Consider the following 26,557-nt stretch of genomic DNA (forward strand, 5'->3'; position numbering starts at 1 on the left):
GTCCTCGTGAGTTCCCCCGCCGTAGAGCCCGGCACCAAGCTGGCCGAGCGTTTCCGGCTCGAAGACCGCGTCCACGAGTCGGGCGGGGCCACCCTGTGGAAGGCCATCGACGAGGTGCTCGCCAGGCCCGTCGCCGTCCACACCTTCGATCCCGACTTCCCCCGCCTGAACGAGGTCGTCACGGCCGCCAGGGTGGCGAGCCGGCTCACCGACCCCCGTCTCACCCAGGTCTTCGACGCGACCGAGGACGACGGCCACTCCTACGTCGTCAGCGAGTGGGTGAGCGGCGAGTCCTTCGGCGACATGATCGCGGGCGGGCCCCTCGACCCCGAGCGGGCCGCCGCGATGGTCGCCGAGGCCGCGGAGGCCCTGGCGCACGCGCACGAGGCGAACCTCGCCCATCTCTGCCTCACCCCCGAGCACCTGGTCTGGACGGCGGGCAGCACGGTCAAACTGCTCGGCCTGGGAGTCGACGCCGTCCTGGACGACGTGATGAGCGACGACCCCGCCCGCGAGGACGCCGAGGGACTCGGCCGCCTGCTGTACGCCGGGCTGACCGGCCACTGGCCGGGCGACGAGCGAAGCAGCGGCGGCCTGCCCGTCGCGCCCGTGACCGACGGGCACTTCTGCACACCGCGCCAGGTCACCGCGGGCGTTCCCGGCTACCTGGACGCCATCGTCTGCCGGGCGATACTGCCGGAGACCAGGCGCGGGCTCGAACCGCTGACCACGCCCGCCGAGGTCGCCGAGGCCCTGGCCTCGGTGTCGCGGCCCAGTCCCCTGCCGATGCCGACGCCGATGCCCATGACGGCGCTGCCGGTGGCGGCCTCGCGCTCCGAGGGGGTCGACACCGCGGCTCCCCAGCGCCACACACCGCCCTCGCAGCATCAGACCCAGCACCAGCACCAGCACCGCCCGATGCCCCGGCAGGGGGGCGGCATGGTCAACAAGGTCGCCATGACCGTCGTCGTGCTGCTGGTGATGGTCGCCGTCGGTCTGGGCGCCTGGACCCTCGGCCGCAGCATCGGCAACGCCGGCACCCCGGTGCCCGGCGAGGAGAGCACCACGCCCACGCCGACCGCGGCCGTCGAGATCCGCGAGGTGAAGCCCTCCTCGGTCACCGGCTTCGACCCGCTGGGCGACAGGGAGGAGCGCGGCGAACTCGCCGGCTTCGCGATCGACGGTAAGGATTCCACCGACTGGCACTCCGAGTCGTACGACTCCGCCGACTTCGGCCGGCTCAAGACGGGTGTGGGCCTCCTGCTGGACATGGGCGAGAGCGTCCCGGTGAAGCAGGTGACGGTCGATTTCGGCGGCACCTCGGGAGGCACCGCCGAACTCAGGGTTGGCGACTCCCCGCAACTGGAGTCCCTCTCGGTCCTCCAGAAGGTCAACGGAGTCTCCGGTAAGAAGACGTTCACCGCGGAGGCCCCGAAGAAGGGCCGCTACGTGCTCGTCTGGTTCACCAAAATGCCCACCTACCAGGGGAAGTTCCGCGGGCAGGTGCAGGAGATCAAGGTCTTCGCGACCAAGTGACACTGCTCCGATTTGATCTGTTTTGCATGGCTTCTTGCAGATCATCGGAGAATTCGTGGCACCATCTATCCCGTAGAGGTGTTCTCCCCGGATCGGTATAGCAGGACTCTCCTTGTGAATTCCCCACCCGAGACCCCGCCAGCGGCGGACGAGCAGACGGCGAAGGCCCACGTGTCCGACGCCGACCTGCTCACCCGGCACATCGCCGGGGATCCGCACGCCTTCAGTGAAATAGTCAAGCGACATCGAGACCGCATGTGGGCGGTCGCCCTGCGCACGCTGGGCGACCCCGACGAGGCGGCCGACGCCGTTCAGGACGCCTTCGTCTCGGCCTATCGCAAGGCCGGGAGCTTTCGCGGCGAGGCGGCCGTGACCACGTGGCTGCACCGCATCGTGGTCAACGCCTGCCTCGACCGCATGCGCAGGAAATCGGTGCGCCCGGTGGCCGACGACGAGCTCGTCGAGGCCGCGGAGCGTGATACCCCGGTGCTCGACCAGACGGCCGAGCGCGAAGTGTCCATGGAGGTTTCCGCGGCACTGAAGCTGCTGCCCTCCGACCAGCGCGCCGCGCTGGTGCTCGTGGACATGATGGGCTACTCGATCGAAGACGCGGCCCAGGTGCTGGAGGTGCCGAGCGGCACGGTGAAGAGCCGGTGCGCGCGCGGAAGGGCGAAACTCGCCCCGATTCTTTCCCATTTACGGAACCGATCAGACCTGTCTCGCGTCTCATCCGCGAAGGGAGCAGAACTTCGTGACGGGTGATACGCACTACGACCTGGAGATCTTGGCCGAACTGGCCGAGGGACTCCTCGACGCCGCCACCGCCATGCGGGTACGCGAGCATCTCGCGATCTGCGACCCCTGTGGCGAAAGCCTCGCCGATCTCGCAGCGGTCCGTGAGGTCCTGGCGGCGACCCCCACACCGGCGATGCCGATGGGAGTCGCGCTGAGGATCGACCGCGCGCTGGCCGCCGAGGCGGAAAGCTTCCGTGGAGGTGGAGTGGGCCTGGTGGAAGCACCGGCCTGGGACGACATAATGCGCGACGCGCCGTGGGAGACGTCCTCTCCCGCACAACCGGCGCCATGGGAGACGACCCCTCACCGGGACCCGATCCCCGAAAAGGAGCCAGAGCTCGAACCGGCCGTGCGGCTGGGGGTCGTCGACGACGACGGCACCGTGGTCCCGGTGGTCCCCACCAGACGTCGCGGCGCGAACCGACGGCGCCGGTGGGCGATGCCCGCCACCGCCGCGGCGGGCGTGGCGGCGGCGGTGATCGGCGCGACCGCGCTGGCGACCGGGACGCTGTCGGCGTCCGGCCCGGACCGCGTTCCGCTGATCGCCAAATCCGCACCGACGGCGGACACGATCCAGTACACGCTGACCGACAGCAACTACAACTACACCGACGCCGAGCTCCGCGGCTCGCTGCTCGACTACATCGGCCCCGGGACCATCGTCGGAACGACCGACAACTCCGGGATCGACAAGTGCGTCCGGCAGATCTCGGCGCGGGTCGGCACGTCGCCCTTCGCCGTGGACCAGGGGTTCTACAACGGGCAGGAGGCCAACATCCTGCTCTTCTGGCAGAACAAGGCCAAGAACACGGTGCGCGTCCACGTCGTGGGTCCGCAGTGTGACGACGTGCGCAAGCCGGGTCTCGCGAGCTGGTGACCTGGAGGAGGCGGCCCCGGGGGACCTCGGCAGGCCGCGCGGAACGATCGGTGGGGAGACACACGGGGTGATCGGCGGCGGGTAATCCGCTCCCAGAACCCTCGCACCTTCTCCGTACCCTTCGTCTGCGCCCGGCATGGATTCGTCCGTGCCGGGCTTTCCCGTTCCACCGGCGGATCCGTCACCGCGCCCGGTGGGAATCAGCGGCGCCTAGGATCTGTTGACGCCGGTGGCAACGACAGAGGAGAGGCGCGAGCACTGATGGACGTCCGGAATGTGATCATCATCGGGTCGGGTCCCGCCGGTTACACGGCCGCCGTGTACTCCGCGCGTGCCGACCTCAACCCGCTGGTCTTCGAGGGCTCGGTCACCGCCGGTGGCGCCCTGATGAACACCACCGAGGTGGAGAACTTCCCCGGCTTCCCCGGTGGCATCATGGGCCCGGACCTGATGGACGGGATGCGCAAGCAGGCCGAGCGGTTCGGCGCCGAGCTGGTCGCCGACGACGTGATCGAGGTCGACCTGACCGTCACCCCGAAGGTCGTCAAGACCGCCACCGACACCTACTACGCCAAGTCCGTCATCCTCACGACGGGCTCGGGCTACCGCGAGCTGGGTGTGCCCAACGAGAAGCGCCTCTCCGGCCACGGCGTGTCGTGGTGTGCCACCTGTGACGGGTTCTTCTTCCGCGGCCAGGACATCGTGGTCGTCGGCGGCGGCGACACCGCGATGGAGGAGGCGATCTTCCTGACCCGGTTCGCCGCCTCGGTGACGGTGGTGCACCGTCGCGACGAGCTCCGCGCCAGCAAGATCATGCAGGACCGGGCGTTCGCGAACGAGAAGATCCGCTTCCTGTGGGACAGTGAGGTCGTCGACGTGCTGGGCGAGTCCAAGGTGAGCGGGGTGCGGGTGCGCAACCTCAAGACCGGCGCGGAGGCGGAGATCGCCGCCACCGGCCTGTTCGTCGCGATCGGGCACGACCCGCGCGTCGAGCTGGTCAAGGGCCAGGTGGACCTGGACGACGAGGGTTACATCAAGGTCGACTCGCCCTCGACCCGCACCAACCTGGACGGTGTGTTCGCCGCGGGCGACGTGGTCGACCACATCTACCGGCAGGCGATCACCGCCGCCGGCACCGGCGCCGCCGCCTCGCTCGACTCCGAGCGCTGGCTGACCGAGCACGAGAACGCGTAACCCCGGGCGGAAGAGAGCGACGGGCGGTGCCCGCACCGCCCGTCACCCCGTCCGTCAGGGCGGGCCTCAGGCGCCGTGAGCATCGTCATGGGTCGGCCGGGCTCTCGCCCGCCGGGCACACGTCGCGCACCGTCGAACGGCGCGTCGGGCGTGCGCCGGTCGCCATGCCGGTGATCCCAGCGGTATCGTCCTCGCCGCCGGGTCGGCGGAGAGGTGGAACGCGTGTCGGGCCGGTGCGAGACCCCCGGGGAGGGTTCTCCTCGGCGGGTGACCGGCGACGAAGCGGGAACACCCTCGCGGGCGACCGTGGGAACCCCCTTGTGCACGAGGGGGGAAAGTCAACAGCAGCAGTCCTCAGGCAAGAGCAAGAGGGAGAGCAGGAACCTTGGGCACCATCAAGCACGTGACCGACGCCAGCTTCGAGACCGACGTTCTCAAGAGCGACAAGCCCGTGATCGTCGATTTCTGGGCCGAGTGGTGCGGCCCGTGCCGCCAGGTCGCGCCCATTCTGGAGGAGATCGCCGGCGAGAACGCCGAGAAGCTGACCGTCGTCAAGCTGAACGTCGACGAAAATCCGGCAACGGCGACAAACTACGGCGTACTCCAGATTCCTACCCTGAACGTCTATAAGAACGGAGAGGTTGTGAAGCAGATCATCGGCGCCAAGCCGAAGGCCATGCTGCTTCGCGAGCTTGAGGGCATCATCTAGGCCCCCTGCGGTCGGCCGTCCCCCACGGCGTCCGGCCGTATCACCCGCTTCCGAGCGGCACACCCACCCACTGAAGGCCCCCCGTCTCACCACGGGGGGCCTTCACATGAGCGGGCACATGCGCGGGGCCTTCCCACCGCGCCGGGACGGGCCGACGGATCCGGGGACGGGTTCGGCCGGGGAGAAGAGGGGTTCGACCGACGCGTTCGACCTCGGATGTCCGGCCCCCGCGGGAAGGGCCGGTGCGGCTCCGGAGGGTCTCGGAAGGGTGCGTTCGGCCCCAGAGCGTGCCGTACGGGCTCCAGAAGGTCTCAGACGGGCCGTAGCGCCCTCTCGGGACTCATCGACCCGAGGAGCCTCTCCAGTGCCACCTCGACGTCCTCACGCCACGAGACGGCGTTCTTGAGCTCCAGGCGGAGGCGGGGGAAGCGCAGATGCGGGCGCACCGTCTTGAACCCCACGGAGAGCAGGTAGTCGGCGGGCATCAGGCACGCACCCGGCTGCTCCCACTTCAGATCGCCGAACGCCTCGATCGCACGCACCCCGCGCCGGGTCAGATCCTTGGCCACGCCCTGGACCAGCATCCGGCCCAGGCCGCCCCCGGAGAACTCCGGGATGATGTGCGCGGTCATCAGCAACACCGCGTCCGCGCTCACCGGCGAGGTCGGGAAGGCCACCGAGCGCGGCACGTAGTGCGGCGGCGCGTAGAGGACGAATCCGGCGGCCACCCCGTCCACGTAGACGATCTTTCCGCAGCTTCCCCACTCCAGCAGGGTCGAGGAGATCCAGGCCTCTTTCTCCAGTCCCGGGTCGCCGGCCTTCATCGCCCGGTCCGCGTTGACGGGATCGAGCTCCCAGAAGACGCACCGGCGACAGCGGCGCGGCAGGTCGTCGAGATTGTCGAGGGTGACGTTTGCCAGCCGACGCGACACCTGTTGGCCCCAATCCTGGCGAGACGAGTGCAAGCCATGGCGAAAAACGCGCGAAAACGGCGTCTCCAGCTGGCATCGTAGCCCAGTGCGGGTCCTGCTTTCAGGAGGTCCTCTCCCTACACGCAGACGAACTGCGACCCCTGACGTACGCTGGTTTCTCTGGTATGAGCGCTTTGTGTGCTCCACACAACCTAGGAGGTGGACCGTGCCCCAGAACCGTGATCACGGTCAGGCCGTCACCCCGGCCCAAGGTTCGCGCATCGACGCCTACGTCGACCGTTACGCGGCACGGGCAACCGGGATGGTCGCCTCCGAGGTACGAGCTCTCTTCTCCGTCGCGTCGAGGCCCGAGGTGGTCTCGCTCGCCGGCGGCATGCCGTACGTCACCGCCCTCCCGCTGGACGTGGTGGGGGAGCTGGTCGCCGACCTGATCGCCAAGCGCGGCCCCGTCGCGCTCCAGTACGGCTCGGGGCAGGGCGACCCGCACCTGCGCGAGCAGATCTGTGACGTCATGCGGCTGGAGGGGATCGAGGCCAACTCCAACGACGTCGTCGTGACCGTCGGCTCCCAGCAGGCCCTCGACCTCATCACCCGGATCTTCATCGACCCGGGTGACGTCGTGCTCGCCGAGGGACCCTCCTACGTCGGAGCCCTGGGCACGTTCTCCGCCTACCAGGCCAATGTCATCCACATCGCGATGGACAACGAGGGGATCATCCCCGAGTCGCTCGCCCAGACCGTCTACGCCCTGAAGAGCGCGGGCAATCGGATCAAGTTCCTCTACACGATCCCCACCTTCCAGAACCCGGCGGGCGTGACGCTCAGCGCCGAGCGCAGGCAGCGGGTCCTGGAGATCTGCCAGCGGGCCGACGTGCTGATCGTCGAGGACAACCCGTACGGCCTGCTCCGCTTCGACGGCGACCCCGTCCGGACGCTACGCGCCGACAACCCCGAGGGCGTCGTCTACCTCGGCTCGTTCTCCAAGACCCTCGCCCCCGGTTTCCGGGTCGGCTGGGCCCTCGCCCCGCACGCCATCCGCGAGAAGCTGGTGCTGGCGATGGAGTCCGCGGTCCTGTCGCACTCCTCCTTCACCCAGCTCGCCGTCGGCCAGTATCTGGCCACCCAGCCCTGGCGCGAGCAGATCAAGACGTTCGGGGAGCTCTACCGCGAGCGCCGCGACACCATGCTCTCCTCGCTGGAGGCCCTGATGCCCGACGGCGTCACCTGGACCCGCCCCGACGGCGGGTTCTTCGTCTGGGCCACCCTTCCCCAGGGACTCGACTCCAAGGCGCTCCTGCCCCGCGCGGTCGCGGAGCGGGTGGCCTTCGTGCCGGGCACCGGCTTCTTCGCCGACGGCGGCGGCGCGCGGCACATGCGGCTCTCCTACTGCTATCCCGAGCCCGACCGCATCCGCGAGGGCGTCCGCCGCCTGGCAGGGGTGATCGGGCAGGAGCTCCGTCTCCGCGACACCTTCGGGACCGGCTCGCCCACCGAACGCGTCGGCATCGACACCCCGGGACCCGACCTCGCGTAACCTCGCCCCCGTAAGGTGCCCCGTGCCACGGGGCACCTCCGGCATGAGTTCCTCCCCCTCGGTGCCGTACGGTGACTTCCTGCGCCGGTGCGCGGTGATCGATACCGATCCGTCGGGACGACCGCGCACGCGGGACGAGAGCGACAGGACAGGCTCGGAGCGGGCCATGACGAGAGGTATGTCGGATGAGTGACCTGGGCCATGTGCTCGTCCTGGCGGGCGGGCTCTCCTACGAGCGGGAGGTCTCGCTGCGATCGGGCCGGCGGGTGAGCGAGGTGCTGCGGGGAGCGGGCGTCTCCGTGGAGACCCGCGACACCGACGCGTCCCTGGTTCCCGCCGTGCTCGCGGACCCGCCGGACGCGGTCTTCGTCACCCTGCACGGCGGAGCGGGCGAGGACGGAGCCATCCGCTCGGTCCTCGAACTCCTCTCCGTCCCGTACGTCGGCGCCGGCCCCGACGCCTGCCGGGTCGCCTACGACAAGCCCACCGCCAAGACCGTCGTCCGCTCTGTCGGACTGCGCACCCCCGACTCGGTGACGCTGCCCAAGGAGACCTTCCACGACCTCGGCGCCTCCGCGGTGCTGGCCCGCATCGTGGACCATCTCGGCCTTCCCCTGTTCGTCAAGCCGTCCCGCGGCGGTTCGGCGCTCGGCGCGTCGATCGTCCGCAGCGCGGAGGATTTCCCCGCCGCCATGGTCGGCTGCTTCGCCTACGGCGACACCGCGCTGATCGAGCGCTGCATCGAGGGGGTCGAGGTCGCCGTCTCCGTGGTCGACCTCGGGGACGGGCCCGTGGCACTGCCCCCCGTGGAGATCGTCGCCGACGAGGGCGTGTACGACTACGCGGCCCGCTACACCGCCGGGCACACCGAGTTCTTCGCCCCGGCACGCCTCACGCCCGAGGTGTCGGCCGCATGTGCCGAGATGGCCGTGACCGCGCACACCGCCCTCGGTCTCCGGGACATCTCACGCACCGACCTGATCGTCGACGCGAACGGCCTGCCCTACTTCCTTGAGGTGAACGTCGCCCCGGGGATGACCGAGACGTCGCTCCTCCCCATGGCCGCCGAGGCCGCAGGGGAAGATCTCGGCACCCTCTGCCGGACCCTCCTGGAACAGGCCGTCATCCGCGGAGCCTGACCCTCCTTGCCCTGCCTCCTTGACGGGAGGCAGCCGGGGAAGGGCCTCTCTGTCTCGGAGTGAACGTCGCCCCGGGGATGACCGAGACGTCGCTCCTCCCCATGGCCGCCGAGGCCGCAGGGGAAGATCTCGGCACCCTCTGCCGAACCCTCCCGTAACAGGCGCCGTCACTCGCGGAGTTCCCTCCCGCGAGGGTCCTGCGGTGAGGGCCGCATGGTGAAATCAGGATTTCCCAGACGAAAGTCGAGCCGACGAGCGGGGCGAGCCCGGTAACGGACCGGGTTTGCCCATACGCTGACCGTGTGCTGACCTCCACCCCATTCCCCAAGAGATTCCCCAAGAGCTTCGCGAGCGACAACCACGCGGGCGTGCACCCTGCGGTTCTCACCGCCATCCTCAAAGCGAACACCGGAGACGCCCTCCCCTATGGGGGGGACGTCTGGACCACCGCTATGGAGGACGCCTTCCGCGCCGAGTTCGGCGCCCGCGCGACCGCATATCCCATGTTCAACGGCACCGGCGCCAACGTCGTAGGGCTCGGACTCGTACTCCGGGCGTACGACGCGGTGCTCTGCCCCACCACCGCCCACATCAACACCAACGAGTGCGGCGCCGCCGAACGCATGCTGGGTGCCAAGCTGGTCACCCTCCCCACGGACGACGGCAAGCTCTCCGTGAACGACATCCGTGGCCAACTGTCCGTGCTCGGGAACGAGCACCACTCCCAGCCCAGGGTCGTCTCCATCTCCCAGGTGACCGAGTGCGGCACCTGTTACACCGTCGACGAGATCGCGGAGCTCGCGGAGTTCGTCCACGAGCACGACCTCTTCCTGCACATGGACGGCGCCCGGCTCGCCAACGCGGCGGCCGAGCTCGGCTGCTCGCTCCGTTCCCTCACCACGGACGCGGGCGTGGACCTGCTCAGCTTCGGGGGTACCAAGAACGGGGCGATGGGGGCCGAGGCACTCGTGGTCCTCCGCCCGGAGCTGGACCCCGCCGCACTGTTCCTCCGCAAACAGGGGATGCAGCTCGCTTCCAAGATGCGCTTCGTCTCCGCCCAACTGACCGCCCTCCTCACCGAGGAGCTCTGGCGCGAGAACGCCGCCCACGCCAACGCGATGGCCCGCCGCCTCGCCAACGGCATCGCCGACCTTCCGGAGGTCTCGCTCCGCTACCCCGTGCAGTCCAACGCCGTCTTCCCCGTACTCCCCGAGAAGGCCATCGCGGAACTGCAGCAGCGCTATCTCTTCCATGTCTGGGACGCGGCGGAGAACGTGGTCCGCTGGGTCACGGCCTTCGACACCGCTCCCGAGCACGTCGACACCTTCGTCGCCGACATCCGTCTCGCCGTCCAAGAAGCCGTTGGCTTCTGAGGGGCGTTTGTTTTACGTGAAACAGCCTTCTCCCGGAAGGGGCGGCTGTTTCACGTGAAACACCGGTCGCCGTCCTGGTGGGCCGTCGTCCACACGCCACGGGTAAGGGCGTCTCGAACCTGGTCTCGTGCGCGATGCGCGTCCTGGCGAGCCGTCCACACGCCGCGGGTAAACCCCGCCATTGACGACGAGAGTTCGGCTCTCGGTGACAAGCCCGGCCTCCGGAGGACGAGAGTCCGGCTCTCGCTCCTCGTCGCCACTCCCGCCCTTCGGCCCTTCTCGGCGAGGCCCGTCGTCCCGCCCCCGAGCTCGGTTCGCATGGTCGCCCCTCTGTGTTTCACGTGAAACGGTGCCGCCTCATCACAGCGGCGGCTGGTACCGCTCCGGTCGGGCTGTCGCGGCGAGTCGGCCTTCGCAGGCCGCTCTCACCTCCCGGGGAAGCACCCCGAGAAAATCGAGGCTGTCGGGGGCATCCAGACTCCGGAATGGTGTCGGGGTGGATTCACCGAGTCGCCGAGTGCACCGCGGGACCGCTTCCCCACCTTCGCGGTGGGCGTACCTTCCCGGACTCACCTTCCCGAAGTCACCGCAACCGGTTCGCCCTCTCCGGCTCACCGTCCCGGAGCCACTGCCATCGGTTCGCTTTCCCAGGTCTCCGGGATCGGAGAGATCACCCTTCCATCGCCTGCAGCGACCCCGGAGCCATCGTGCCGATGATGCGCTCCAGATCGTCGATGGTCGCGAACTCCACCACGATGCGTCCCTTGCGGCGGCCGAAATCGACCTTCACGCGGGTCTCGAAGCGGTCGGAGAGACGGTCGGCCAGGTGCCGGAGGGCCGGCTCCTCGTCGGGCTTCGCCCGAGGAGCTCGCGGAGCGGGTGCCGGGGCCGCCTTGGCATCGCCCACGGCGACGATCTCCTCGACCGCGCGGACCGACAGCAGTTCGGCCGAGATCCGGTTGGCGAGATGTTCCTGGGCGGCGGGATCGTCCAGGCGGAGCAGGGCTCGGGCGTGGCCCGCGCTGATCGTTCCGGCCGCCACCTTGCGCTGCACCCCGGGCGGGAGCTTCAGCAGGCGCACCGTGTTGGTCACGTGCGAGCGGGAACGGCCGATGCGGGCGGCGAGCTGCTCGTGGGTGGCGCCGAAGTCGTCGAGCAGCTGCTGGTAGGCCGCCGCCTCCTCCAGGGCGTTGAGCTGCTCGCGCTGGAGGTTCTCGATGAGCGCGTCGAGCAGGAGCTTGTCCTCCTGGGTCTCCCGCACGATCGCAGGGATCTCGGAGAGCCCGGCGAGCTTGGAAGCGCGCCAGCGGCGCTCACCCATGATCAGCTCGTAGTGTCCCTCGCCCGTGGCGCGCACCACGATCGGCTGGAGCAGACCGACCTCGCCGATCGAAGTCGCCAGATCCTTCAGGGCGTCCTCGTCGAAGATGTCTCGCGGCTGACGTGGGTTGGGCGCGATGTCGTCGACGGGGATCTCAAGGAAGTAGGCGCCCTCGACCGGGGCGGGCCCCGGCCGCTCCGGTGTCACCGGCTCCGGGGCGACCATGGTCGCGGTCATCGACGCGGGTGGCTCCGCGACGACGGCCGGGCCCGTCGGGATGAGCGCCCCCAGCCCTCTGCCCAGCCCTCTCGGCTGCTTGCTCACTTGCCCCTCCCGAGACTCAAGGTGTCGCACTCACTGACAGGCCCGTGACCGCGGCCACGAGATTCCCGGCGCTCATACGGCCGCACCGCGATAAGCGATCTCGCGGGCGGCGTCCATGTAGGCCATCGCACCGCTGGAGCCCGGGTCGTACGTCATGACCGACTGACCGTAACTCGGCGCCTCGGAGACGCGCACGCTTCGGGGGATGAGGGTACTCAACACCGTCGCGCCGAAGTGGGAGCGAACCTCCTCGGCGACCTGGGAGGCGAGGCGGGTGCGTCCGTCGTACATCGTCATGAGGATGGTGGAGAGGTCGAGTGTGGGGTTCAGGTGCGCGCGGACCAGATCCACGTTTCTCAGCAACTGGCCAAGGCCTTCCAGCGCGTAGTACTCGCACTGGATGGGGATCAGCAGTTCGTTCGCGGCCATCAGCGCGTTGACCGTGAGCAGGCCGAGCGAGGGAGGGCAGTCAATGAGGATGTAGTCGAACTCGACGGCGTCGTACGCGGTCAGCGCGCGCTGCAGGCGGGCCTCACGGGCGACCATGGAGACCAGCTCGATCTCGGCTCCGGCGAGGTCGATGGTGGCGGGGGCACAGTAGAGGCCCGGCATGTCCGGAACCGCCTTCACGACCTCCGCGAGCGGCAGATCCTCCACGAGCACCTTGTACATGTCCGGTACGTCGCCACGGTGCTCGACCGCGAGAGCCGTCGAGGCGTTGCCCTGGGGGTCGAGGTCGACCACGAGCACCCGCTGGCCGTGCATGGACAGCGCCGCCGCCAGATTGACCGACGTGGTGGTCTTGCCGACGCCGCCCTTCTGGTTCGCGACGGTGAAAATCCGGGTTTTGGCAGGGCGCGGCCAGTCCCCATCCCGGACCCCGGTGGAGCCTCCGGGAGCGGTGGCGGTCTTCTGGGCCGATGTTTCACGTGAAACCACTGAGCTGAGTGCCTCTCGTACCAGCGGCGAGTCGCCGGGATTAAGGGGGGTCTGGGTCACGGTCGTCTTCCTTTCAACCGGCCTGACTACGGCACCGGGAGCCGGTGCCGGCCAGCCCAGACCGGAAAGCCGTCCATGGGGCAAAACGGCAGGAACCTCGGGCCAGCCGAGACCGCTCCTCGCGCTGGCGATCGCACTCGAATGGTCTTCCACTGGCCTCGTACTCGCTTTGCTCGGTCTATCTGGGGGCCTCGCGCTACCTGCCGCGCGAGGCACGATCCTTCCGGCGAGAGGTCTTCCGCGCTCCCTCGGGAGCTCGACCGGCGACCACTCGGATGAGAGTTGCGGGCGGCTCGACCTTACCGCGCCCAACCGATGCGAGCTCGGCGGTTTGCACCCCACTCGACCGTAATTGCGCCTCTGCGTCCGCCAACTCCTCAGCGGCACGCTCGCCCTTCATGGCCAGTAGCTCACCGCCCTCGCGCAGGAGGGGCAGTGACCATTTCAGCAGGCGGTCGAGCGGCGCCACCGCGCGGGCGGAGGCGACGTCGAACTCCCGCCTGCCCGCGAACTCCTCGGCCCGGCCGCGCAACACCTCGACGTTGCCGAGTTTCAGCGACTCCACGCACTCCTCCAGGAAGACCGTCCGGCGAAGGAGCGGCTCCAGGAGGGTGACGGTGATGTCGGGCCGCACGATCGCGAGGACCAGACCCGGCAGACCGGCACCGGAACCGATGTCGACCAGGCGTACGTCGGCGGGCACGACCTCGGCGATCACCGCACAGTTGAGCAGGTGGCGGTCCCAGATGCGCGGTACCTCCCGTGGGCCGAGCAGCCCGCGCACCACCCCGGGACCGGCCAACAGCTCCGCGAAGGCCTCCGCTCTCGCCCAGGCGTCGCCGGTGAACACCTCGCGCGCGACCTCGGGCGGTTCGGGGATCTGGTCACTCACTCGACGCTCACTCTTCCCTCGGAAAAATCGGGCTCAGGCCGGTCTCAAGGCTAATGGCCCGCCTCGGCATCGGGTGACGTCGCCACCGTGGGTTGGGGCATGCGTCACCAGAACGGGCGTCGGCACCGCGATGGATCGAGACGTGAGGTTACGAGAACGGATGACGTCGCCACCGTAGGTCAGGGTGTGACGCCACCAGAACAAGTGACTTCGCCACCTGGCGCAGGATGTGGAGTCACGAGAAAGGCCGCTGCCCCGGCGAAGCGGGAACAGCGGCCTTTTGCCGGCGCGTAGCTTCGCGCCAAAGGGTGCTAGGCGGGAAGGACCACCACGAAACGACGGGGCTCCTCGCCCTCGGACTCGCTGCGCAGGCCCGCCGCGGCGACGGCGTCATGCACGATCTTCCGCTCGAACGGGGTCATCGGCTGCAGCGACTTGGGCTCGCCGTTCCGCTTGACGTCCGCTGCGATCTTGGTGCCGAGCTCGCTCAGCTCGCTCCTGCGGCGGTCGCGGTAGCCGCCGATGTCGAGCATCAGGCGTGAGCGCTCACCCGTCTGGCGGTGGACCGCGAGGCGGGTCAGCTCCTGGATGGCCTCCAGCACCTCACCGTTGGGGCCGACCAGGTCGCCGCCCTTGATGTCGACGACCGACACCACGGCGCGATCGCCTTCGACATCCATGTCGATGTCACCGTCGATGTCGGCGATGTCGAGCAGACCCTCGACATAGTCCGCCGCGATCTCGCCTTCCTGCTCCAGGGCGGCGAGATCGGGAACCGCCTTCGCGGGCTCCTTCTCGGCCTCGGCCTCGGTCACGTCCGGCCACTCCTTCGTGCTGTCGGGATGAGACGTCAGGACTTCTTGCTGCCGGTCCGCTTACTGCGGGGCTGGCGGGTGGGCTGCTGCCGGATCACCTTGGTCTCCGGTACCGCAGGCGCCTCGGGCTCGGGAGCGGTCTTCTTGACCTTGCTCAGCAGGCTCGGCTTGGGCTCGGGAGTGGTGACGTTGCCCTTGGCGTCGACCACCGGGGAGGGGTTGCGGCTGTAGAACCAGTGCTGCTGGCCGAGGGTCCAGACGTTGGTGGTGACCCAGTAGAGGATCAGGCCGAGGGGGAAGTTCAGCGAGAAGATCGCGAACAGCGGCGAGACGTACATCAGGATCTTCTGCTGCTGCGCCATCGGGTTGTCCGGCATCTGGGCGATCGAGCGGGTCACGCTCTGCCGGACGGTGAGGAAGGTCGTCAGCGAGCTGACCGCCACGAAGATCGCGAGCACGACCTTGGTGATGATCGGGTCGGCGTCCAGCTGGACGATGTCGGCAGAGCTCGTGAAGAACGTCGCGGGGATGGGGGCGCCGAAGATGTGCGCGGCCCGGGCGCTGTCGACGAGGGTCTGCGTCATGCCGAACTTGGCGTGCCCGCCGGCCATGGCCTGCAGCACGGTGAACATCGAGATGAAGATCGGGAACTGCGCCAGGATCGGCAGACAGCCACCCAGCGGGTTGGCGCCCTGCCCCTGGTACAGCGCCATGACCTCCTGGTTCATGCGCTGCTTGTCGTTCTTGTACCGCTTGCGGATCTCCTGGACCTTGGGGGCCAGCTCCTGCATCTTCTTCGAGGAGCGCATCTGCTTGAGGAAGAGCGGGAAGATCAACAGTCGCATCAGCACGGTGAGCGTGATGATGGTCAGCGCCCAGTTGAGCCCGCTGTTCCTCGGAATGAAGGTGCTGTAGCCCTCGTGAATCCAGGTGATTACTTGGGCGACGGCTGTGTACAGCCAGTTCAGCCAGGACAGCTCCACCGAGCTAGCTCCCTTGCGTTTCGTCGGACCGGCCCGGGCGCGGGGGCACCGGGTCAAAGCCTCCGGGATGGAATGGGTGGCAACGCCCGATTCTCCGGATCGTCAACCATGTGCCGCGCAGCGCGCCGTGAACGGCCACGGCTTCGAGGCCGTAGGCACTGCACGAGGGGTGGAAGCGGCAACGGGGACCCAGCAGAGGGCTCACGAAGGCCCGGTAGAACCGGATCGGAGCCATCAGGATCCTGGCAGCCGGAGAAATTCCAGCGGTCTGCTGCGCCGTCATCATCGCCCATCCATGCGAGCCCCTGAGGGCTCCAGCCGCCTGAGTAAACGATCCAGCGCGACATCGAGTTCGGCGGCGATGCGCTCGCTTCGCGCGGACGCGGCCGGTGGATTGGCGCGTACCACCAGCAGGCTACCTCTCGGAAGCCGGTCGAGACGGTCTCGCATGAGGTGTCTCAACTGACGTTTGACGCGATTCCTGATGACCGCGCCTCCCACGGCACGGCTCACCACGAATCCCACCAGGGGGGGAGCATCCCTGTCAGAGCGCATGCCGAGGTGCGCGACCAGGGTGGGGCGGCCTACTCGGCTTCCCCTTCTGATCGCGCCGGCGAACTCGTCGCCCCGGCGCATGCGGGACCCTGACGGCAGCACGAGAGATCTTGTTCACCCTGGGCAGGTACGCCTGTCGCCCACCGGCAGCGATGCCGGTGGGCGACAGGCGCTACTGCCTCGGCCCGGCGAACGGGCGCAACGGATGCGTCAGGCGGAGATCTCGGCGCGGCCCTTGCGACGGCGAGCGGCAAGGATGGCGCGGCCGGCGCGGGTGCGCATGCGGAGCCGGAAGCCGTGGGTCTTCGCACGACGGCGGTTGTTCGGCTGGAAAGTACGCTTGCTCACGAGTGGGCTCCAGGCTCAAGACGCATCCCCAGCACATGGGGACGCTCGACAATGGCTGACCTGCCGGATGCGGGGCATGCGAAATAGCCGCCGCGTGACAAGCCGACCGTCGTACGTTACGGGTCAGGCGTGTCCCAGGTCAAACCAGAGGCTGTTTCCGAAGCACGCCCACACAGGTTATCCACGTTTCCACAGGCACGTTATCCACCGGCGCCTCGCCGTCCACAGGATGTGCGCTCCGTCCCCCTCGTACGCCACTAGGCTGTGGACAACGTCTTGTACACAGCTGTGGACAGGGCTACTGTCGGCCCTTCCAGACCCTCTCTCCGCTGCGAGGACGCGTCGGACCGCAGGTAACGGGCTGTGCACAGCCTGTGGATTCGATGTGGATTTCGTATGGCGCCCACGAAGGGGCCACGGGACTCCCGGCATGTGGACAACGACGAGATCCGGTGCGCCCGGCGGCCACCGTTGTGGATAAACAGATCGCGGTAGGCCAGCGGGGGCCGCGTCGGGAGGAGGGGAGCCGGACCATGGACGAAACGGACCTCAGCGCTGTCTGGGCGAGGGCTCTTGAGAACTCCCTGAACGAGAACGTCCCGTCCCAGCAGCGGGTCTGGCTCAACATGACCCGGCCCTTCGGCCTCATGAACGACACCGTGGTCCTCGCCGCCCCCACGGATTTCGCCAGAGATGTCCTGGAAAACAAACTTCGTCCGCTCATCAGCCAGGCGCTCTCCCAGGAGTTCGGCCGACCGATGCGGGTGGCGGTCATGGTCGACCCCAGCGCGGCGGGCCCCGAGTCAGGGCTCACCCCCCGCCAGGACACTTATCCCCAGGCCCAGCCGCAGGGTTATACACAGCTTGGCGGGGCCCAGCAAGGTTATGCACAACCCTCTCAGGGCCAGCACCACGGGGGTTCCGGGCCGCAGCACCCCTATCCGGGGGGCAACCAGGCCTCGCAGTCGTCCACCGACTATCCACAGGCACAGGCGTTCTCCTATCCGTACCAGCAGGGCGAGGAGCCGCCCCAGCCGTACCTCCCCGCGGAGCCCTCGCAGAGCTCCTCGCAGGGGGAGCAGAGCCCCGGATACGGCCGTGGTTACAACCCCCAGCCGTCCCCGCCCCGACCCGAGCCCGACTCCTTCGACCGCGGCGCGCCACCCGTGCCCGGCGCGGGCGGCGCCGGAGGGGTTCAGAACAGATGGGACGGGCGCGGGAGCAGGACGCAGGGCGAGCCGGCCCGGCTGAACCCGAAGTACACCTTCGAGACCTTCGTGATCGGCTCCAGCAACCGGTTCGCGCACGCGGCGGCGGTCGCGGTGGCCGAGGCGCCGGCCAAGGCGTACAACCCGCTGTTCATCTACGGTGACTCGGGCCTGGGCAAGACCCACCTGCTGCACGCGATCGGCCACTACGCCCAGAGCCTGTACGACGGCGCGCGGGTGAGGTACGTGAGCTCGGAGGAGTTCACCAACGACTTCATCAACTCCATCCGCGACCACAAGGCCGACAACTTCCGGGGCCGCTACCGGGCGGTGGACATCCTGCTGGTGGACGACATCCAGTTCCTGGAGGGCAAGGAGCAGACGCAGGAGGAGTTCTTCCACACCTTCAACACCCTGCACAACTCCAACAAGCAGATCGTCATCTCCAGCGACCGGGCGCCGAAACAGCTGGTCACGCTGGAAGACCGGCTGCGCAACCGGTTCGAGTGGGGTCTGATCACCGACGTCCAGCCGCCCGAGTTGGAGACCCGGATCGCGATCCTGCGCAAGAAGGCGATCCAGGAAGGGCTGGCCGCGCCGCCCGAGGTGCTGGAGTACATCGCGAGCCGCATCTCCACCAACATCCGCGAGCTGGAGGGCGCCCTGATCAGGGTGACCGCGTTCGCGAGCCTGAACCGGCAGTCGGTGGACCTGCAGCTCACCGAGGTCGTGCTCAAGGACCTGATCACCGAGGACGCGGGCTCCGAGATAACGGTCGCCACGATCATGGCCTCCACCGCCGCCTACTTCGGCCTGTCGATCGACGACCTGTGCGGCGGGTCGCGCTCGCGGGTCCTGGTCACCGCCCGCCAGATCGCCATGTATCTGTGCAGGGAGCTCACCGACATGTCGCTGCCGAAGATCGGCCAGCAGTTCGGCGGCCGCGACCACACCACGGTCATGCACGCCGACCGGAAGATCCGCTCCCTGATGGCCGAGCGACGCTCGATCTACAACCAGGTCAACGAGCTGACGACCCGGATCAAGCAGCAGTCCCGCAATGGATGATGAGGTTTTTCACCCCGTGATGCACAGGCTGTGGAAAACCTTGTGGATCAACGGTTCGCGCGGGCCCCGGGAGCTCGGAGGCGCCGAACCATGATCATCCGGAAACCCGCTGGTCCGAACGCTGTTCGGCGTCTGTGGACAACTCTGGGGAGAACCTGGGGACAACCTGGGGACAACTCGTGGATAACCTGGGGACGCCCTGTGGGGAGAGTTTTCCACAAGGACAAAACGACCTCCTACCCCGTGGATAACCTGGGGAAACCTCGTGGAAAACTTGGGGACAGAGGGCACCGAATCTGGGGACGGCCTGTGTGTACTCCGGAGTTCTCCCCAGCCCCAAGAGTTGTCCACAGCGGCCACCCACAACCCCGGTGGATGAAAAAACAGCACTTGACCTGCGGAAACAACGGCTTTCCACAGTATCCACAGCCCCTAATACGAAGGCCACTTGTATCTCTAACTAGGAAACCCAAGAGCCATAAGAGGGGTTCCGAGGGAGCGCGGGTGCGCGAGAGTGAACACTTCAACCCCAGGCACCGAGCGGATGGCGCTCGACACACAGGAGGCGGATCCACGTGATGTTCCGGGTCGACCGAGACGTGCTCGCTGAGGCGGTCGCATGGACGGCGCGCAGCCTGCCCGCGCGTCCCTCCGTGCCGGTGCTGGCCGGCATGCGTCTTGAGGTCACGGAGGACGGGCAGCTCAAGCTCTCGGGCTTCGACTACGAGGTCTCCGCGGAGGTGACCCTCGAACTGCAGACGGGCGAGGCGGGCGTGGTGCTCGTCTCGGGCAGGCTCCTGGCCGAGATCACCAGGGCGCTTCCCGCACAGCCTGTGGATCTCGTGGTGGAGGGCGCGAAGGCCGTCGTCACCTGTGGCAGCGCCCGCTTCACCCTGCTCACCATGCCTGTGGAGGACTATCCCTCCCTGCCCACCATGCCCCCCGCCGCGGGACGGATCGGCAGCGACGTGTTCGCCTCGGCCGTCGGCCAGGTCGCCGTGGCCGCGGGCAAGGACGACACCCTGCCGATGCTCACCGGCGTACGCGTGGAGATCGAGGGTGACACGGTCACCCTCGCGGCGACCGACCGCTACCGCCTCGCCGTACGCGAGCTGAAGTGGCAGCCGGGCCAGCCCGACTTCTCGGCCATCGCGATGATCCCCGGCAGGACCCTCGCCGACACGGCCAAGGCCCTGGGCGGCACCGGGGCCGAGGTCGAGATCGCGCTGAGCTCGGCCGGCGGCACCGGCGAGGGCATGATCGGCTTCTCCAGCGCGGGACGCCGCACCACCACCCGGCTGCTCGACCCCGAGTTCCCCAAGTACCGCTCACTGCTGCCGACGGAGTTCTCCGCCCGCGCCGAGCTGCCGACGGCCGCCTTCGTCGAGGCCGTCAAGCGCGTGGCCCTGGTCGCCGAGCGCAACACGCCCGTACGGCTGGCCTTCCGCGGCGACGAGGTCGTCCTGGAGGCGGGCAGCGGCGACGAGGCACAGGCGGTCGAGGTGCTCCCCGTCGACTTCGAGGGCGACGACATCAACATCGCCTTCAACCACCAGTTCCTGCTCGAAGGGCTCGGCGCGATCGACTCCGACGTGGCCCGCCTGCAGATGACCACGTCCACCAAGCCCGCCATCCTCACCGGGGGCAAACCCACGGACGACGGGAGTGCTCCCGACTACCGCTACCTGATCATGCCCATCCGCCTGTCCAGCTGATGCCCGCCCACCCGACGGGGGCCCGCGAAGGCCGGGCGCGGCGGATCCCTCCACAGGCCATGGGACGGACCGGGAAAAGGATCTCGCGGCGGCACCGGAGACCGGCGGGGAACGCGACCCAGGGGTGGACACGGCGGTGGACACGGTGACGGGTGGAGACTCGGGACCGTCCGGCGGGGCCGGAGGGGGAGCGACGTGGCTCAAGGCGTGCCTGAACGGCGCCAGGAGGCCCGGCGAGCACCCGGCCCTCCCCCTGAGCCCTCTGGAGCTCGCTGAGGCGGCCCGTGAGGCTCATGGGGCGGGTGCGGACGCCGTTCACATACATCCGCGCGACGAGGCGGGCAGCGAGTCGCTCAGCGCCGCGCACATCGGGGCGGCCGTGCGCGCCGTACGCGAGGCGTGCCCCGGTCTCCCCGTCGGGGTGAGCACAGGGCTGTGGATAACCGGCTGGGATGTGGACGCGCGGCGCGAGGCCGTGCGCGGCTGGGCCGGGCTCGCCCCGGGCGAGCTGCCGGACTTCGCGTCGGCGAACCTCTCCGAGCCCGGATTCGAGGCCCTGTGGCACGACCTGCGGCGGCTCGGCGTCGACGTGGAGGCGGGGGTCTGGTCGGTGGAGGACGCCGACGCCCTCGCCGCGACCGGCCTGGAGTGCGCGCGGGTGCTCGTCGAGATCATCGGCGGTTCCGCGGACACCGCCGTCCCACGGGCGCGTGCCATCCTGGTTCGTCTCGCCGAACTCGGCGTCCCAGGCCCGAGGCTGCTCCACGGGGAGGGGGACCCGACCTGGATTCTCCTGGACGAGGCGGGGCAGGCTGGACTCGCCACGCGTATCGGCCTGGAGGACGTTCTCCACAGCCCTGTGGGTGGCCCTGTCGGCGGGAACGCCGAGCTGGTAAGACTTGCGCGGGCGCGCTTGGCGTAGGTGAACACGAAACCCTGAAGGGGGTGCTCGTATGCAGATCGGCATGGTCGGGCTGGGCAAGATGGGCGGCAACATGGCTGAGCGCCTGCGCCGAGGAGGTCACGACGTCGTCGGATACGACCGTGATCCCGAGGTCAGCGACGTCGCCGATCTGGAGGAGCTCGTGGAGCGGCTCCAGGCGCCGCGCACCGTGTGGGTCATGGTGCCCTCCGGTGAGCCGACCAGGGCGACGGTCAGGGCACTCGGCGACCTGCTGTCACCCGGCGACACCCTCGTCGACGGCGGCAACTCGCACTACGTCGACGACCAGAAGCACGGCGCCGAGCTCTCTGCCAAGGGCATCGGTTTCGTCGACTGCGGCGTGAGCGGCGGCGTCTGGGGATTGCAGAACGGCTACGCGCTCATGGTCGGCGGCGACAAGGCCGAGGTGGAGCGGGTCATGCCGATCTTCGAGACCCTCAAGCCCGAGGGCGACGACGGTTTCGTCCACGCGGGCACGGTCGGCGCCGGCCACTTCGCCAAGATGGTCCACAACGGCATCGAGTACGGCATGATGCAGGCGTTCGCCGAGGGCTGGGAGCTGCTTCAGGCCTCCGACATCGTGACCGACGCGGCCGGCTCGTTCAAGAGCTGGCGGCAGGGCACCGTCATCCGCTCCTGGCTGCTGGACCTGATGGTCCGCGCGCTGGAGGAGGACCCGACCCTGGCCGAGCTGGAGGGCTACGCGCAGGACTCGGGCGAGGGCCGCTGGGCGGTGCAGGCCGCCGTGGAGCTGGCGGTCCCGCTGCCGGTCATCACCGCCGCCCTGTACGCCAGGTTCGCCTCCCGCCAGGACGACTCGCCGGCGATGAAGGTCGTCGCGGCCCTGCGCAACCAGTTCGGCGGCCACGCGGTCACCTCCAAGGCGGGCGCGACCGAGAAGGGCGCGGACTCCCCCGGCGCCGACGTCACGCCCCCCGTCGAGACGGCCGGATAGCCAGGCCGGCCCGGCATCGGCCCACCGCCGGTCCACCGCGGGCCCTCCGCAGGACCATCCTCGGTCCACCGTCTCCGGCGGCTCGCGCCACGACCTTTTTCACAGGGTGCGAGCCGTACGGGCACGGGAGGCCGCGGTGACGGACGAGGCCGACTAATCTTCCTGGGGTGCATGTCGCCCATCTCTCCCTCACCGACTTCCGGTCCTACGAGAACGTCGACCTCGGCATGGAGCCGGGGGTCACGGCCTTCGTCGGACCCAACGGCATGGGGAAGACCAACCTCGTCGAGGCGCTGGGTTACGTGGCGACGCAGGCCAGCCACCGCGTCGCCAACGACGGGCCGCTGGTCAGGCAGGGCGCGGCGCGGGCGGTCGTCCGCTCGTCGGTGGTACGCGACGACCGGCGCGCGCTGATCGAGCTGGAGATCAACCCGGGCAGGGCCAACCGGGCCAGGCTGAACCGTTCCCCGGTCCCCCGTCCCCGCGAGGTCGTCGGCCTGTTGCGCACGGTCCTGTTCGCCCCCGAGGACCTCGCCATGGTCAAGGGCGACCCCTCGGAGCGGCGCCGGTTCCTCGACGACCTCCTGGTGGCCAGGACGCCCAGGTTCGCGGGGGTGCGCGCCGACTACGACCGGGTGCTCAAGCAGCGCGGTGCCCTGCTGCGCACCGCCGCGCAGGCCAGGAGGGGCCGGGGCAGGAGCACGCGGCGGGCGGAGAGCGACGCGGCGTTCGCCGAGGCGGGGGCGGGAGACCCGCTGAGCACCCTGGAGGTCTGGGACGCCCACCTGGCCACGCACGGTGCCGAGCTGCTCGCGGCCAGGCTGGAGCTGGTCGAGACGCTGCGCCCGCTCGTCGCCGCCTCGTACGCCTCCCTCGCGCCGGACTCCGCGGCCGCCGCGCTGGAATACCGGGGCACCCTGGCCGCGGACGCCGGGACCGATCGCACCGAGCTGGCCAAACGGCTGCGCGCCGGCCTGCTGGAGGTCCGGGCCTCGGAGCTGGAACGCGGTGTCACCCTCGTCGGCCCGCACCGCGACGACCTGTTCCTCGGCCTGGGTGAGCTGCCCGCGCGCGGTTACGCCAGCCACGGCGAGTCGTGGTCGTTCGCGCTGGCGCTCAGACTGGCCGCCTACGACCTGCTCAGGGCCGACGGCGGCGATCCGGTCCTCATCCTCGACGACGTCTTCGCCGAGCTGGACAGCAGGCGCAGGCGCCGCCTGGCCGAGATGGTCGCCCCCGCCGAGCAGGTTCTGATCACCGCGGCGGTGTCCGACGACGTGCCCGCCGAGCTGGCCGGAGGCCGTTTCGACGTGACCGAGGGAGGCGTGGCCCGTGTCCGATGACGCAGGGGAGCGCGCGAGCGGCCCGGTGCCCGTGCCGCGGGCCCCGGAGCCGAGGGGGCGCGCGGCGGCGGGGGAAGGCCGGGAGCGGGGAGGCGGGAGCCGGGCGGCCGGGCCCGCCCCGGGTTCGCGAGGCCCGGCGGACCCGGTCGGTAAGGGCCCGGCGGGCTCGGCCGGTAAAGGCTCGGCGGACCCGGTCGGCAAAGGCCAGGCGGGCACGGGTGCGGACGGGGCGGCCGCCGGTTCCGCGAGGAGCGCGGCGGCCAAGGGGGCCGCGCTGGCGAGGGAGAAGCTCGCCCAGGCCAAGTCGGACGCCGCCAGACGGGGGCAGCTGCCCCGCCGAGAGCCGCGGCGCAGGGCGTCGGGGGCGCGCAGGGACGCCGGCGACCCCCAGCTCCTCGGCAGGGCGATCGCGGACCTGCTGTCGGACCGAGGCTGGGAGCAGCCCGCCGCGATCGGCGGCGTCTTCGGCCGCTGGTCCGAGATCGTCGGCGCCGACATGGCGGCCCACACCAAGCCGGAGACCTTCGCCGACGGCGAGGTCGTGGTGGTCGCCGACTCCACCGCATGGGCCACCCAGGTCCGTCTCCTGGCGAGGACCCTCGTCCGGAGGTTGAACGAGGAACTCGGGGACGGAACGGTACAAAAGGTAAAGGTTCGCGGCCCGCAGAACGGCCCCCGCTCCAGTGGCGGTCTGCGTGTCACCGGGAGCCGCGGTCCGGGCGACACGTACGGCTGACACGGGCCTGAAAAACGGATCAGCGGCTCTTCTGGCGCGACGAACCCCCTCCGCGTAGGGGGATGTCCAAGACGATGATCGTCGCGCGACAGGCCATTCCAGAGGCTGTCAATGCCACATGATGTGTTCTGAGCCGCTAGAATGAAATCGAATTCCGGACACGTCCGTTTGCGTGCCACCCCCCGGCGAGCATGTCGGCTCCCCTGGGTGAGCGCATCGGGGCATTCACGACGGTGACGGGCACGGCGGGGCTACATCTTGTCTCCCTGCCGCGTGTCCGCGGCAGGAGGATTTCGCACTTGTCCTACGACGCTAGCTCAATCACCGTTCTCGAAGGGCTTGAGGCGGTCCGTAAGCGCCCCGGTATGTACATCGGCTCGACCGGCGAGCGCGGTCTGCACCACCTCGTCTACGAGGTCGTCGACAACTCCGTCGACGAGGCCCTGGCCGGGCACGCCGACCGGATCGAGGTCACCCTGCTCGCCGACAACGGCGTTCGGGTCGTCGACAACGGCCGTGGCATCCCCGTCGGCATCGTCCCCGGTGAGAACCGTCCCGCGGTCGAGGTCGTCCTCACCGTGCTGCACGCGGGGGGCAAGTTCGACGACAAGTCGTACGCGGTCTCCGGCGGACTGCACGGCGTGGGTGTCTCCGTCGTCAACGCCCTGTCCAGCAAGCTCGACGTGGAGATCCGCACCGACGGGCACTACTGGCGGCAGAGTTATGTCGAGAGCAGGCCCACCGCGCCCCTGGCGAAGGGGGAGAAGACCGACTCGACCGGCACCTCGATCACCTTCTGGGCCGACGGGAGCATCTTCGAGACCACGACCTGGCACTTCGAGACCCTCGCGCGTCGCTTCCAGGAGATGGCCTTCCTCAACAAGGGCCTGACGATCTCGATCAGGGACGAGCGCCCCGATTTCGTCGACGGAGAGGAGGGGGAGCCCCGGGAGGTCACCTACCACTACGAGGGCGGCCTGTCCGACTTCGTCAAGCACCTCAACTCCAAGAAGGAGCCGGCCCACCTCTCGGTGATCGACTTCGAGGCGCAGGGCGAGGGCATCGCCGTCGAGATCGCGATGCAGTGGAACAACTCCTACAGCGAGTCGGTCTACACCTTCGCCAACACGATCAACACCGCCGAGGGCGGCACCCACGAGGAGGGCTTCCGCGCGGCGCTGACGTCCATCGTCAACCGCTACGCGCGCGAGCAGAAGTTCCTCAAGGAGGGCAAGGACGACAACCTCGCGGGAGAGGACATCCGCGAGGGGCTCACCGCGATCATCTCGGTGAAGCTGACAGACCCCCAGTTCGAGGGACAGACCAAGACGAAGCTGGGCAACACCGAGGCGAAGTCGTTCGTCCAGAAGGCCTGCAACGACCACCTGCGCGACTGGTTCGAGCGCAACCCCGGCGAGGCCAAGGACATCATCACGAAGTCCCTGCAGGCCTCCCGCGCCCGCCTCGCGGCCCGTCAGGCCCGCGACCTGACCCGGCGCAAGTCGCTGCTGGAGTCGGGCTCGGGGCTGCCGGGCAAGCTGGCCGACTGCCAGTGGAGCGATCCGGAGAAGTGCGAGCTGTACATCGTCGAGGGTGACTCGGCGGGCGGCTCGGCCAAGGGCGGCCGCGACTCCAAGTTCCAGGCGATCCTCCCGATCCGCGGCAAGATCCTCAACGTCGAGAAGGCCCGGATCGACAAGGTCCTGCAGAACAACGAGGTCCAGGCGCTGATCACCGCCATGGGCACGGGCGTGCACGACGAGTTCGACATCACCAAGCTCCGCTACCACAAGCTCATCCTGATGGCGGACGCCGACGTCGACGGCCAGCACATCACGACGCTGCTGCTCACCCTGCTGTTCCGCTTCATGCGGCCCCTGATCGAGGCCGGGCACGTCTACCTCTCCCAGCCGCCCCTCTACAAGATCAAGTGGGACAGGAAGGGCGAGGACGCCTCCTACGCCTACTCCGACCGCGAGCGTGACGCGGTCATCCAGGCCGGTATCGACGCGGGCAAGCCCGACCCCCGGCCGCGCGACAACGTGCAGCGCTTCAAGGGACTGGGCGAGATGAACGCGGGCCAGCTCTGGGAGACGACCATGAACCCCGACACCCGCCTTCTCCTCCAGGTCACCCTCGACGACGCGGCCCAGGCCGACGAGCTGTTCAGCGTGCTCATGGGTGAGGACGTCGAAGCCCGCCGTTCCTTCATCATTAGGAACGCCCGGGATGTCCGTTTCCTCGACGTGTAGCGGTAGCCGTA

Annotated in this window: 24 protein-coding genes; 15 read left to right on the forward strand and 9 right to left on the reverse strand. The window is 69.1% G+C overall.

Features of this window, described 5'->3' with window-relative positions:
• The first annotated feature begins 6 nt into the window (after positions 1-6).
• The 5 genes from ABT352_RS02315 (at position 7) to trxA (ending at position 5,111) form a co-directional block, all read left to right on the forward strand.
• On the forward strand, positions 7-1,536 hold the full coding sequence (locus tag ABT352_RS02315; protein WP_350941849.1) for a protein kinase family protein: 1,530 nt from the start codon (positions 7-9) through the stop codon (positions 1,534-1,536).
• A 114-nt stretch (positions 1,537-1,650) separates the two neighbouring features.
• Positions 1,651-2,298, forward strand: a complete 648-nt coding sequence (sigM, locus tag ABT352_RS02320) for an RNA polymerase sigma factor SigM (RefSeq protein WP_350941851.1) — start codon at positions 1,651-1,653, stop codon at positions 2,296-2,298.
• Positions 2,288-3,208 (forward strand): anti-sigma factor family protein, encoded by a 921-nt coding sequence (locus ABT352_RS02325; protein ID WP_350941852.1) that lies wholly within the window; start codon positions 2,288-2,290, stop codon positions 3,206-3,208. Before sigM ends, ABT352_RS02325 begins: the two co-directional genes overlap by 11 nt.
• A gap of 258 nt (positions 3,209-3,466) precedes the next feature.
• Positions 3,467-4,402, forward strand: a complete 936-nt coding sequence (trxB, locus tag ABT352_RS02330; protein WP_350943527.1) for a thioredoxin-disulfide reductase — start codon at positions 3,467-3,469, stop codon at positions 4,400-4,402.
• A 385-nt stretch (positions 4,403-4,787) separates the two neighbouring features.
• On the forward strand, positions 4,788-5,111 hold the full coding sequence (gene trxA / locus ABT352_RS02335; protein WP_350941853.1) for a thioredoxin: 324 nt from the start codon (positions 4,788-4,790) through the stop codon (positions 5,109-5,111).
• A 311-nt stretch (positions 5,112-5,422) separates the two neighbouring features.
• Here trxA and ABT352_RS02340 read toward each other — a convergent pair whose 3' ends face one another.
• A complete protein-coding gene (locus tag ABT352_RS02340) occupies positions 5,423-6,043 on the reverse strand; it encodes a hypothetical protein (RefSeq protein ID WP_030919650.1) in 621 nt (206 codons plus the stop codon).
• Between the two features lie 301 nt (positions 6,044-6,344).
• Here ABT352_RS02340 and ABT352_RS02345 point away from each other — a divergent pair, with 301 nt between their 5' ends.
• The 3 genes from ABT352_RS02345 (at position 6,345) to ABT352_RS02355 (ending at position 10,089) form a co-directional block, all read left to right on the forward strand.
• The gene (locus tag ABT352_RS02345; protein WP_350943528.1) at positions 6,345-7,577 is read left to right on the forward strand and encodes an aminotransferase-like domain-containing protein; all 1,233 of its coding nucleotides are present in this window, start codon (positions 6,345-6,347) and stop codon (positions 7,575-7,577) included.
• 185 nt (positions 7,578-7,762) lie between these two features.
• Positions 7,763-8,716, forward strand: a complete 954-nt coding sequence (locus ABT352_RS02350) for a D-alanine--D-alanine ligase family protein (RefSeq protein ID WP_350941854.1) — start codon at positions 7,763-7,765, stop codon at positions 8,714-8,716.
• Positions 8,717-9,018: 302 nt separating this feature from the next.
• Positions 9,019-10,089 carry a threonine aldolase family protein gene (locus tag ABT352_RS02355; RefSeq protein WP_350941855.1) on the forward strand — a complete coding sequence of 357 codons (1,071 nt, stop codon included), beginning with the start codon at positions 9,019-9,021 and terminating at the stop codon, positions 10,087-10,089.
• Between the two features lie 670 nt (positions 10,090-10,759).
• Here the strand turns inward: ABT352_RS02355 and ABT352_RS02360 are convergent.
• The 8 genes from ABT352_RS02360 to rpmH all read right to left on the reverse strand — a co-directional run bounded on the left by ABT352_RS02360 (position 10,760) and on the right by rpmH (position 16,326).
• Complete coding sequence (locus ABT352_RS02360; RefSeq protein ID WP_350941857.1) at positions 10,760-11,734, reverse strand: ParB/RepB/Spo0J family partition protein; 975 nt, start codon at positions 11,732-11,734, stop codon at positions 10,760-10,762.
• A 72-nt stretch (positions 11,735-11,806) separates the two neighbouring features.
• Positions 11,807-12,733, reverse strand: a complete 927-nt coding sequence (locus tag ABT352_RS02365; RefSeq protein ID WP_350941859.1) for a ParA family protein — start codon at positions 12,731-12,733, stop codon at positions 11,807-11,809.
• 196 nt (positions 12,734-12,929) lie between these two features.
• The gene (rsmG, locus tag ABT352_RS02370) at positions 12,930-13,625 is read right to left on the reverse strand and encodes a 16S rRNA (guanine(527)-N(7))-methyltransferase RsmG (protein ID WP_350941861.1); all 696 of its coding nucleotides are present in this window, start codon (positions 13,623-13,625) and stop codon (positions 12,930-12,932) included.
• Positions 13,626-13,936: 311 nt separating this feature from the next.
• Positions 13,937-14,440: a Jag family protein gene (locus tag ABT352_RS02375; protein WP_350941863.1), complete on the reverse strand. Its 504-nt coding sequence runs from the start codon at positions 14,438-14,440 to the stop codon at positions 13,937-13,939.
• A gap of 35 nt (positions 14,441-14,475) precedes the next feature.
• The gene (gene yidC / locus ABT352_RS02380) at positions 14,476-15,423 is read right to left on the reverse strand and encodes a membrane protein insertase YidC (protein ID WP_350941864.1); all 948 of its coding nucleotides are present in this window, start codon (positions 15,421-15,423) and stop codon (positions 14,476-14,478) included.
• Between the two features lie 4 nt (positions 15,424-15,427).
• Positions 15,428-15,709 carry a membrane protein insertion efficiency factor YidD gene (yidD, locus tag ABT352_RS02385; protein WP_425583256.1) on the reverse strand — a complete coding sequence of 94 codons (282 nt, stop codon included), beginning with the start codon at positions 15,707-15,709 and terminating at the stop codon, positions 15,428-15,430.
• The gene (gene rnpA / locus ABT352_RS02390) at positions 15,706-16,080 is read right to left on the reverse strand and encodes a ribonuclease P protein component (RefSeq protein WP_350941866.1); all 375 of its coding nucleotides are present in this window, start codon (positions 16,078-16,080) and stop codon (positions 15,706-15,708) included. The genes yidD and rnpA overlap by 4 nt, the downstream gene beginning before the upstream one ends.
• Positions 16,081-16,188: 108 nt before the next feature.
• Positions 16,189-16,326, reverse strand: coding sequence for a 50S ribosomal protein L34 (rpmH, locus tag ABT352_RS02395; RefSeq protein WP_329088117.1), 138 nt, complete (start codon positions 16,324-16,326; stop codon positions 16,189-16,191).
• 533 nt (positions 16,327-16,859) lie between these two features.
• Between rpmH and dnaA the strand changes: the two genes are divergently transcribed.
• The 7 genes from dnaA to gyrB all read left to right on the forward strand — a co-directional run bounded on the left by dnaA (position 16,860) and on the right by gyrB (position 26,546).
• Positions 16,860-18,602: a chromosomal replication initiator protein DnaA gene (dnaA, locus tag ABT352_RS02400; RefSeq protein ID WP_350941867.1), complete on the forward strand. Its 1,743-nt coding sequence runs from the start codon at positions 16,860-16,862 to the stop codon at positions 18,600-18,602.
• Between the two features lie 575 nt (positions 18,603-19,177).
• Positions 19,178-20,317 carry a DNA polymerase III subunit beta gene (gene dnaN, locus ABT352_RS02405; RefSeq protein WP_350941869.1) on the forward strand — a complete coding sequence of 380 codons (1,140 nt, stop codon included), beginning with the start codon at positions 19,178-19,180 and terminating at the stop codon, positions 20,315-20,317.
• A gap of 136 nt (positions 20,318-20,453) precedes the next feature.
• A complete protein-coding gene (locus ABT352_RS02410; RefSeq protein ID WP_350941870.1) occupies positions 20,454-21,239 on the forward strand; it encodes a 3-keto-5-aminohexanoate cleavage protein in 786 nt (261 codons plus the stop codon).
• A gap of 31 nt (positions 21,240-21,270) precedes the next feature.
• On the forward strand, positions 21,271-22,215 hold the full coding sequence (gnd, locus tag ABT352_RS02415) for a phosphogluconate dehydrogenase (NAD(+)-dependent, decarboxylating) (protein WP_350941872.1): 945 nt from the start codon (positions 21,271-21,273) through the stop codon (positions 22,213-22,215).
• A gap of 167 nt (positions 22,216-22,382) precedes the next feature.
• On the forward strand, positions 22,383-23,558 hold the full coding sequence (gene recF / locus ABT352_RS02420; protein WP_350941874.1) for a DNA replication/repair protein RecF: 1,176 nt from the start codon (positions 22,383-22,385) through the stop codon (positions 23,556-23,558).
• On the forward strand, positions 23,548-24,294 hold the full coding sequence (locus ABT352_RS02425) for a DciA family protein (RefSeq protein ID WP_350941876.1): 747 nt from the start codon (positions 23,548-23,550) through the stop codon (positions 24,292-24,294). Before recF ends, ABT352_RS02425 begins: the two co-directional genes overlap by 11 nt.
• Positions 24,295-24,593: 299 nt before the next feature.
• Positions 24,594-26,546 carry a DNA topoisomerase (ATP-hydrolyzing) subunit B gene (gyrB, locus tag ABT352_RS02430; protein ID WP_350941877.1) on the forward strand — a complete coding sequence of 651 codons (1,953 nt, stop codon included), beginning with the start codon at positions 24,594-24,596 and terminating at the stop codon, positions 26,544-26,546.
• Positions 26,547-26,557: the final 11 nt, after the last annotated feature.

The sequence above is a fragment of the Streptosporangium sp. NPDC000563 genome (genome assembly GCF_040299985.1).
In the GTDB taxonomy this organism is placed as follows: Bacteria; Actinomycetota; Actinomycetes; order Streptosporangiales; family Streptosporangiaceae; genus Streptosporangium.

Coding starts and splice junctions, on each gene's coding strand:
- ABT352_RS02345 (WP_350943528.1), top strand. CDS start 6,345: ATGGTCGCCTCCGAGGTACGAGCTCTCTTCTCCGTCGCGTCGAGGCCC.
- ABT352_RS02350 (WP_350941854.1), top strand. CDS start 7,763: ATGAGTGACCTGGGCCATGTGCTCGTCCTGGCGGGCGGGCTCTCCTAC.
- yidD (WP_425583256.1), bottom strand. CDS start 15,709: ATGATGACGGCGCAGCAGACCGCTGGAATTTCTCCGGCTGCCAGGATC.
- dnaA (WP_350941867.1), top strand. CDS start 16,860: ATGGACGAAACGGACCTCAGCGCTGTCTGGGCGAGGGCTCTTGAGAAC.
- gnd (WP_350941872.1), top strand. CDS start 21,271: ATGCAGATCGGCATGGTCGGGCTGGGCAAGATGGGCGGCAACATGGCT.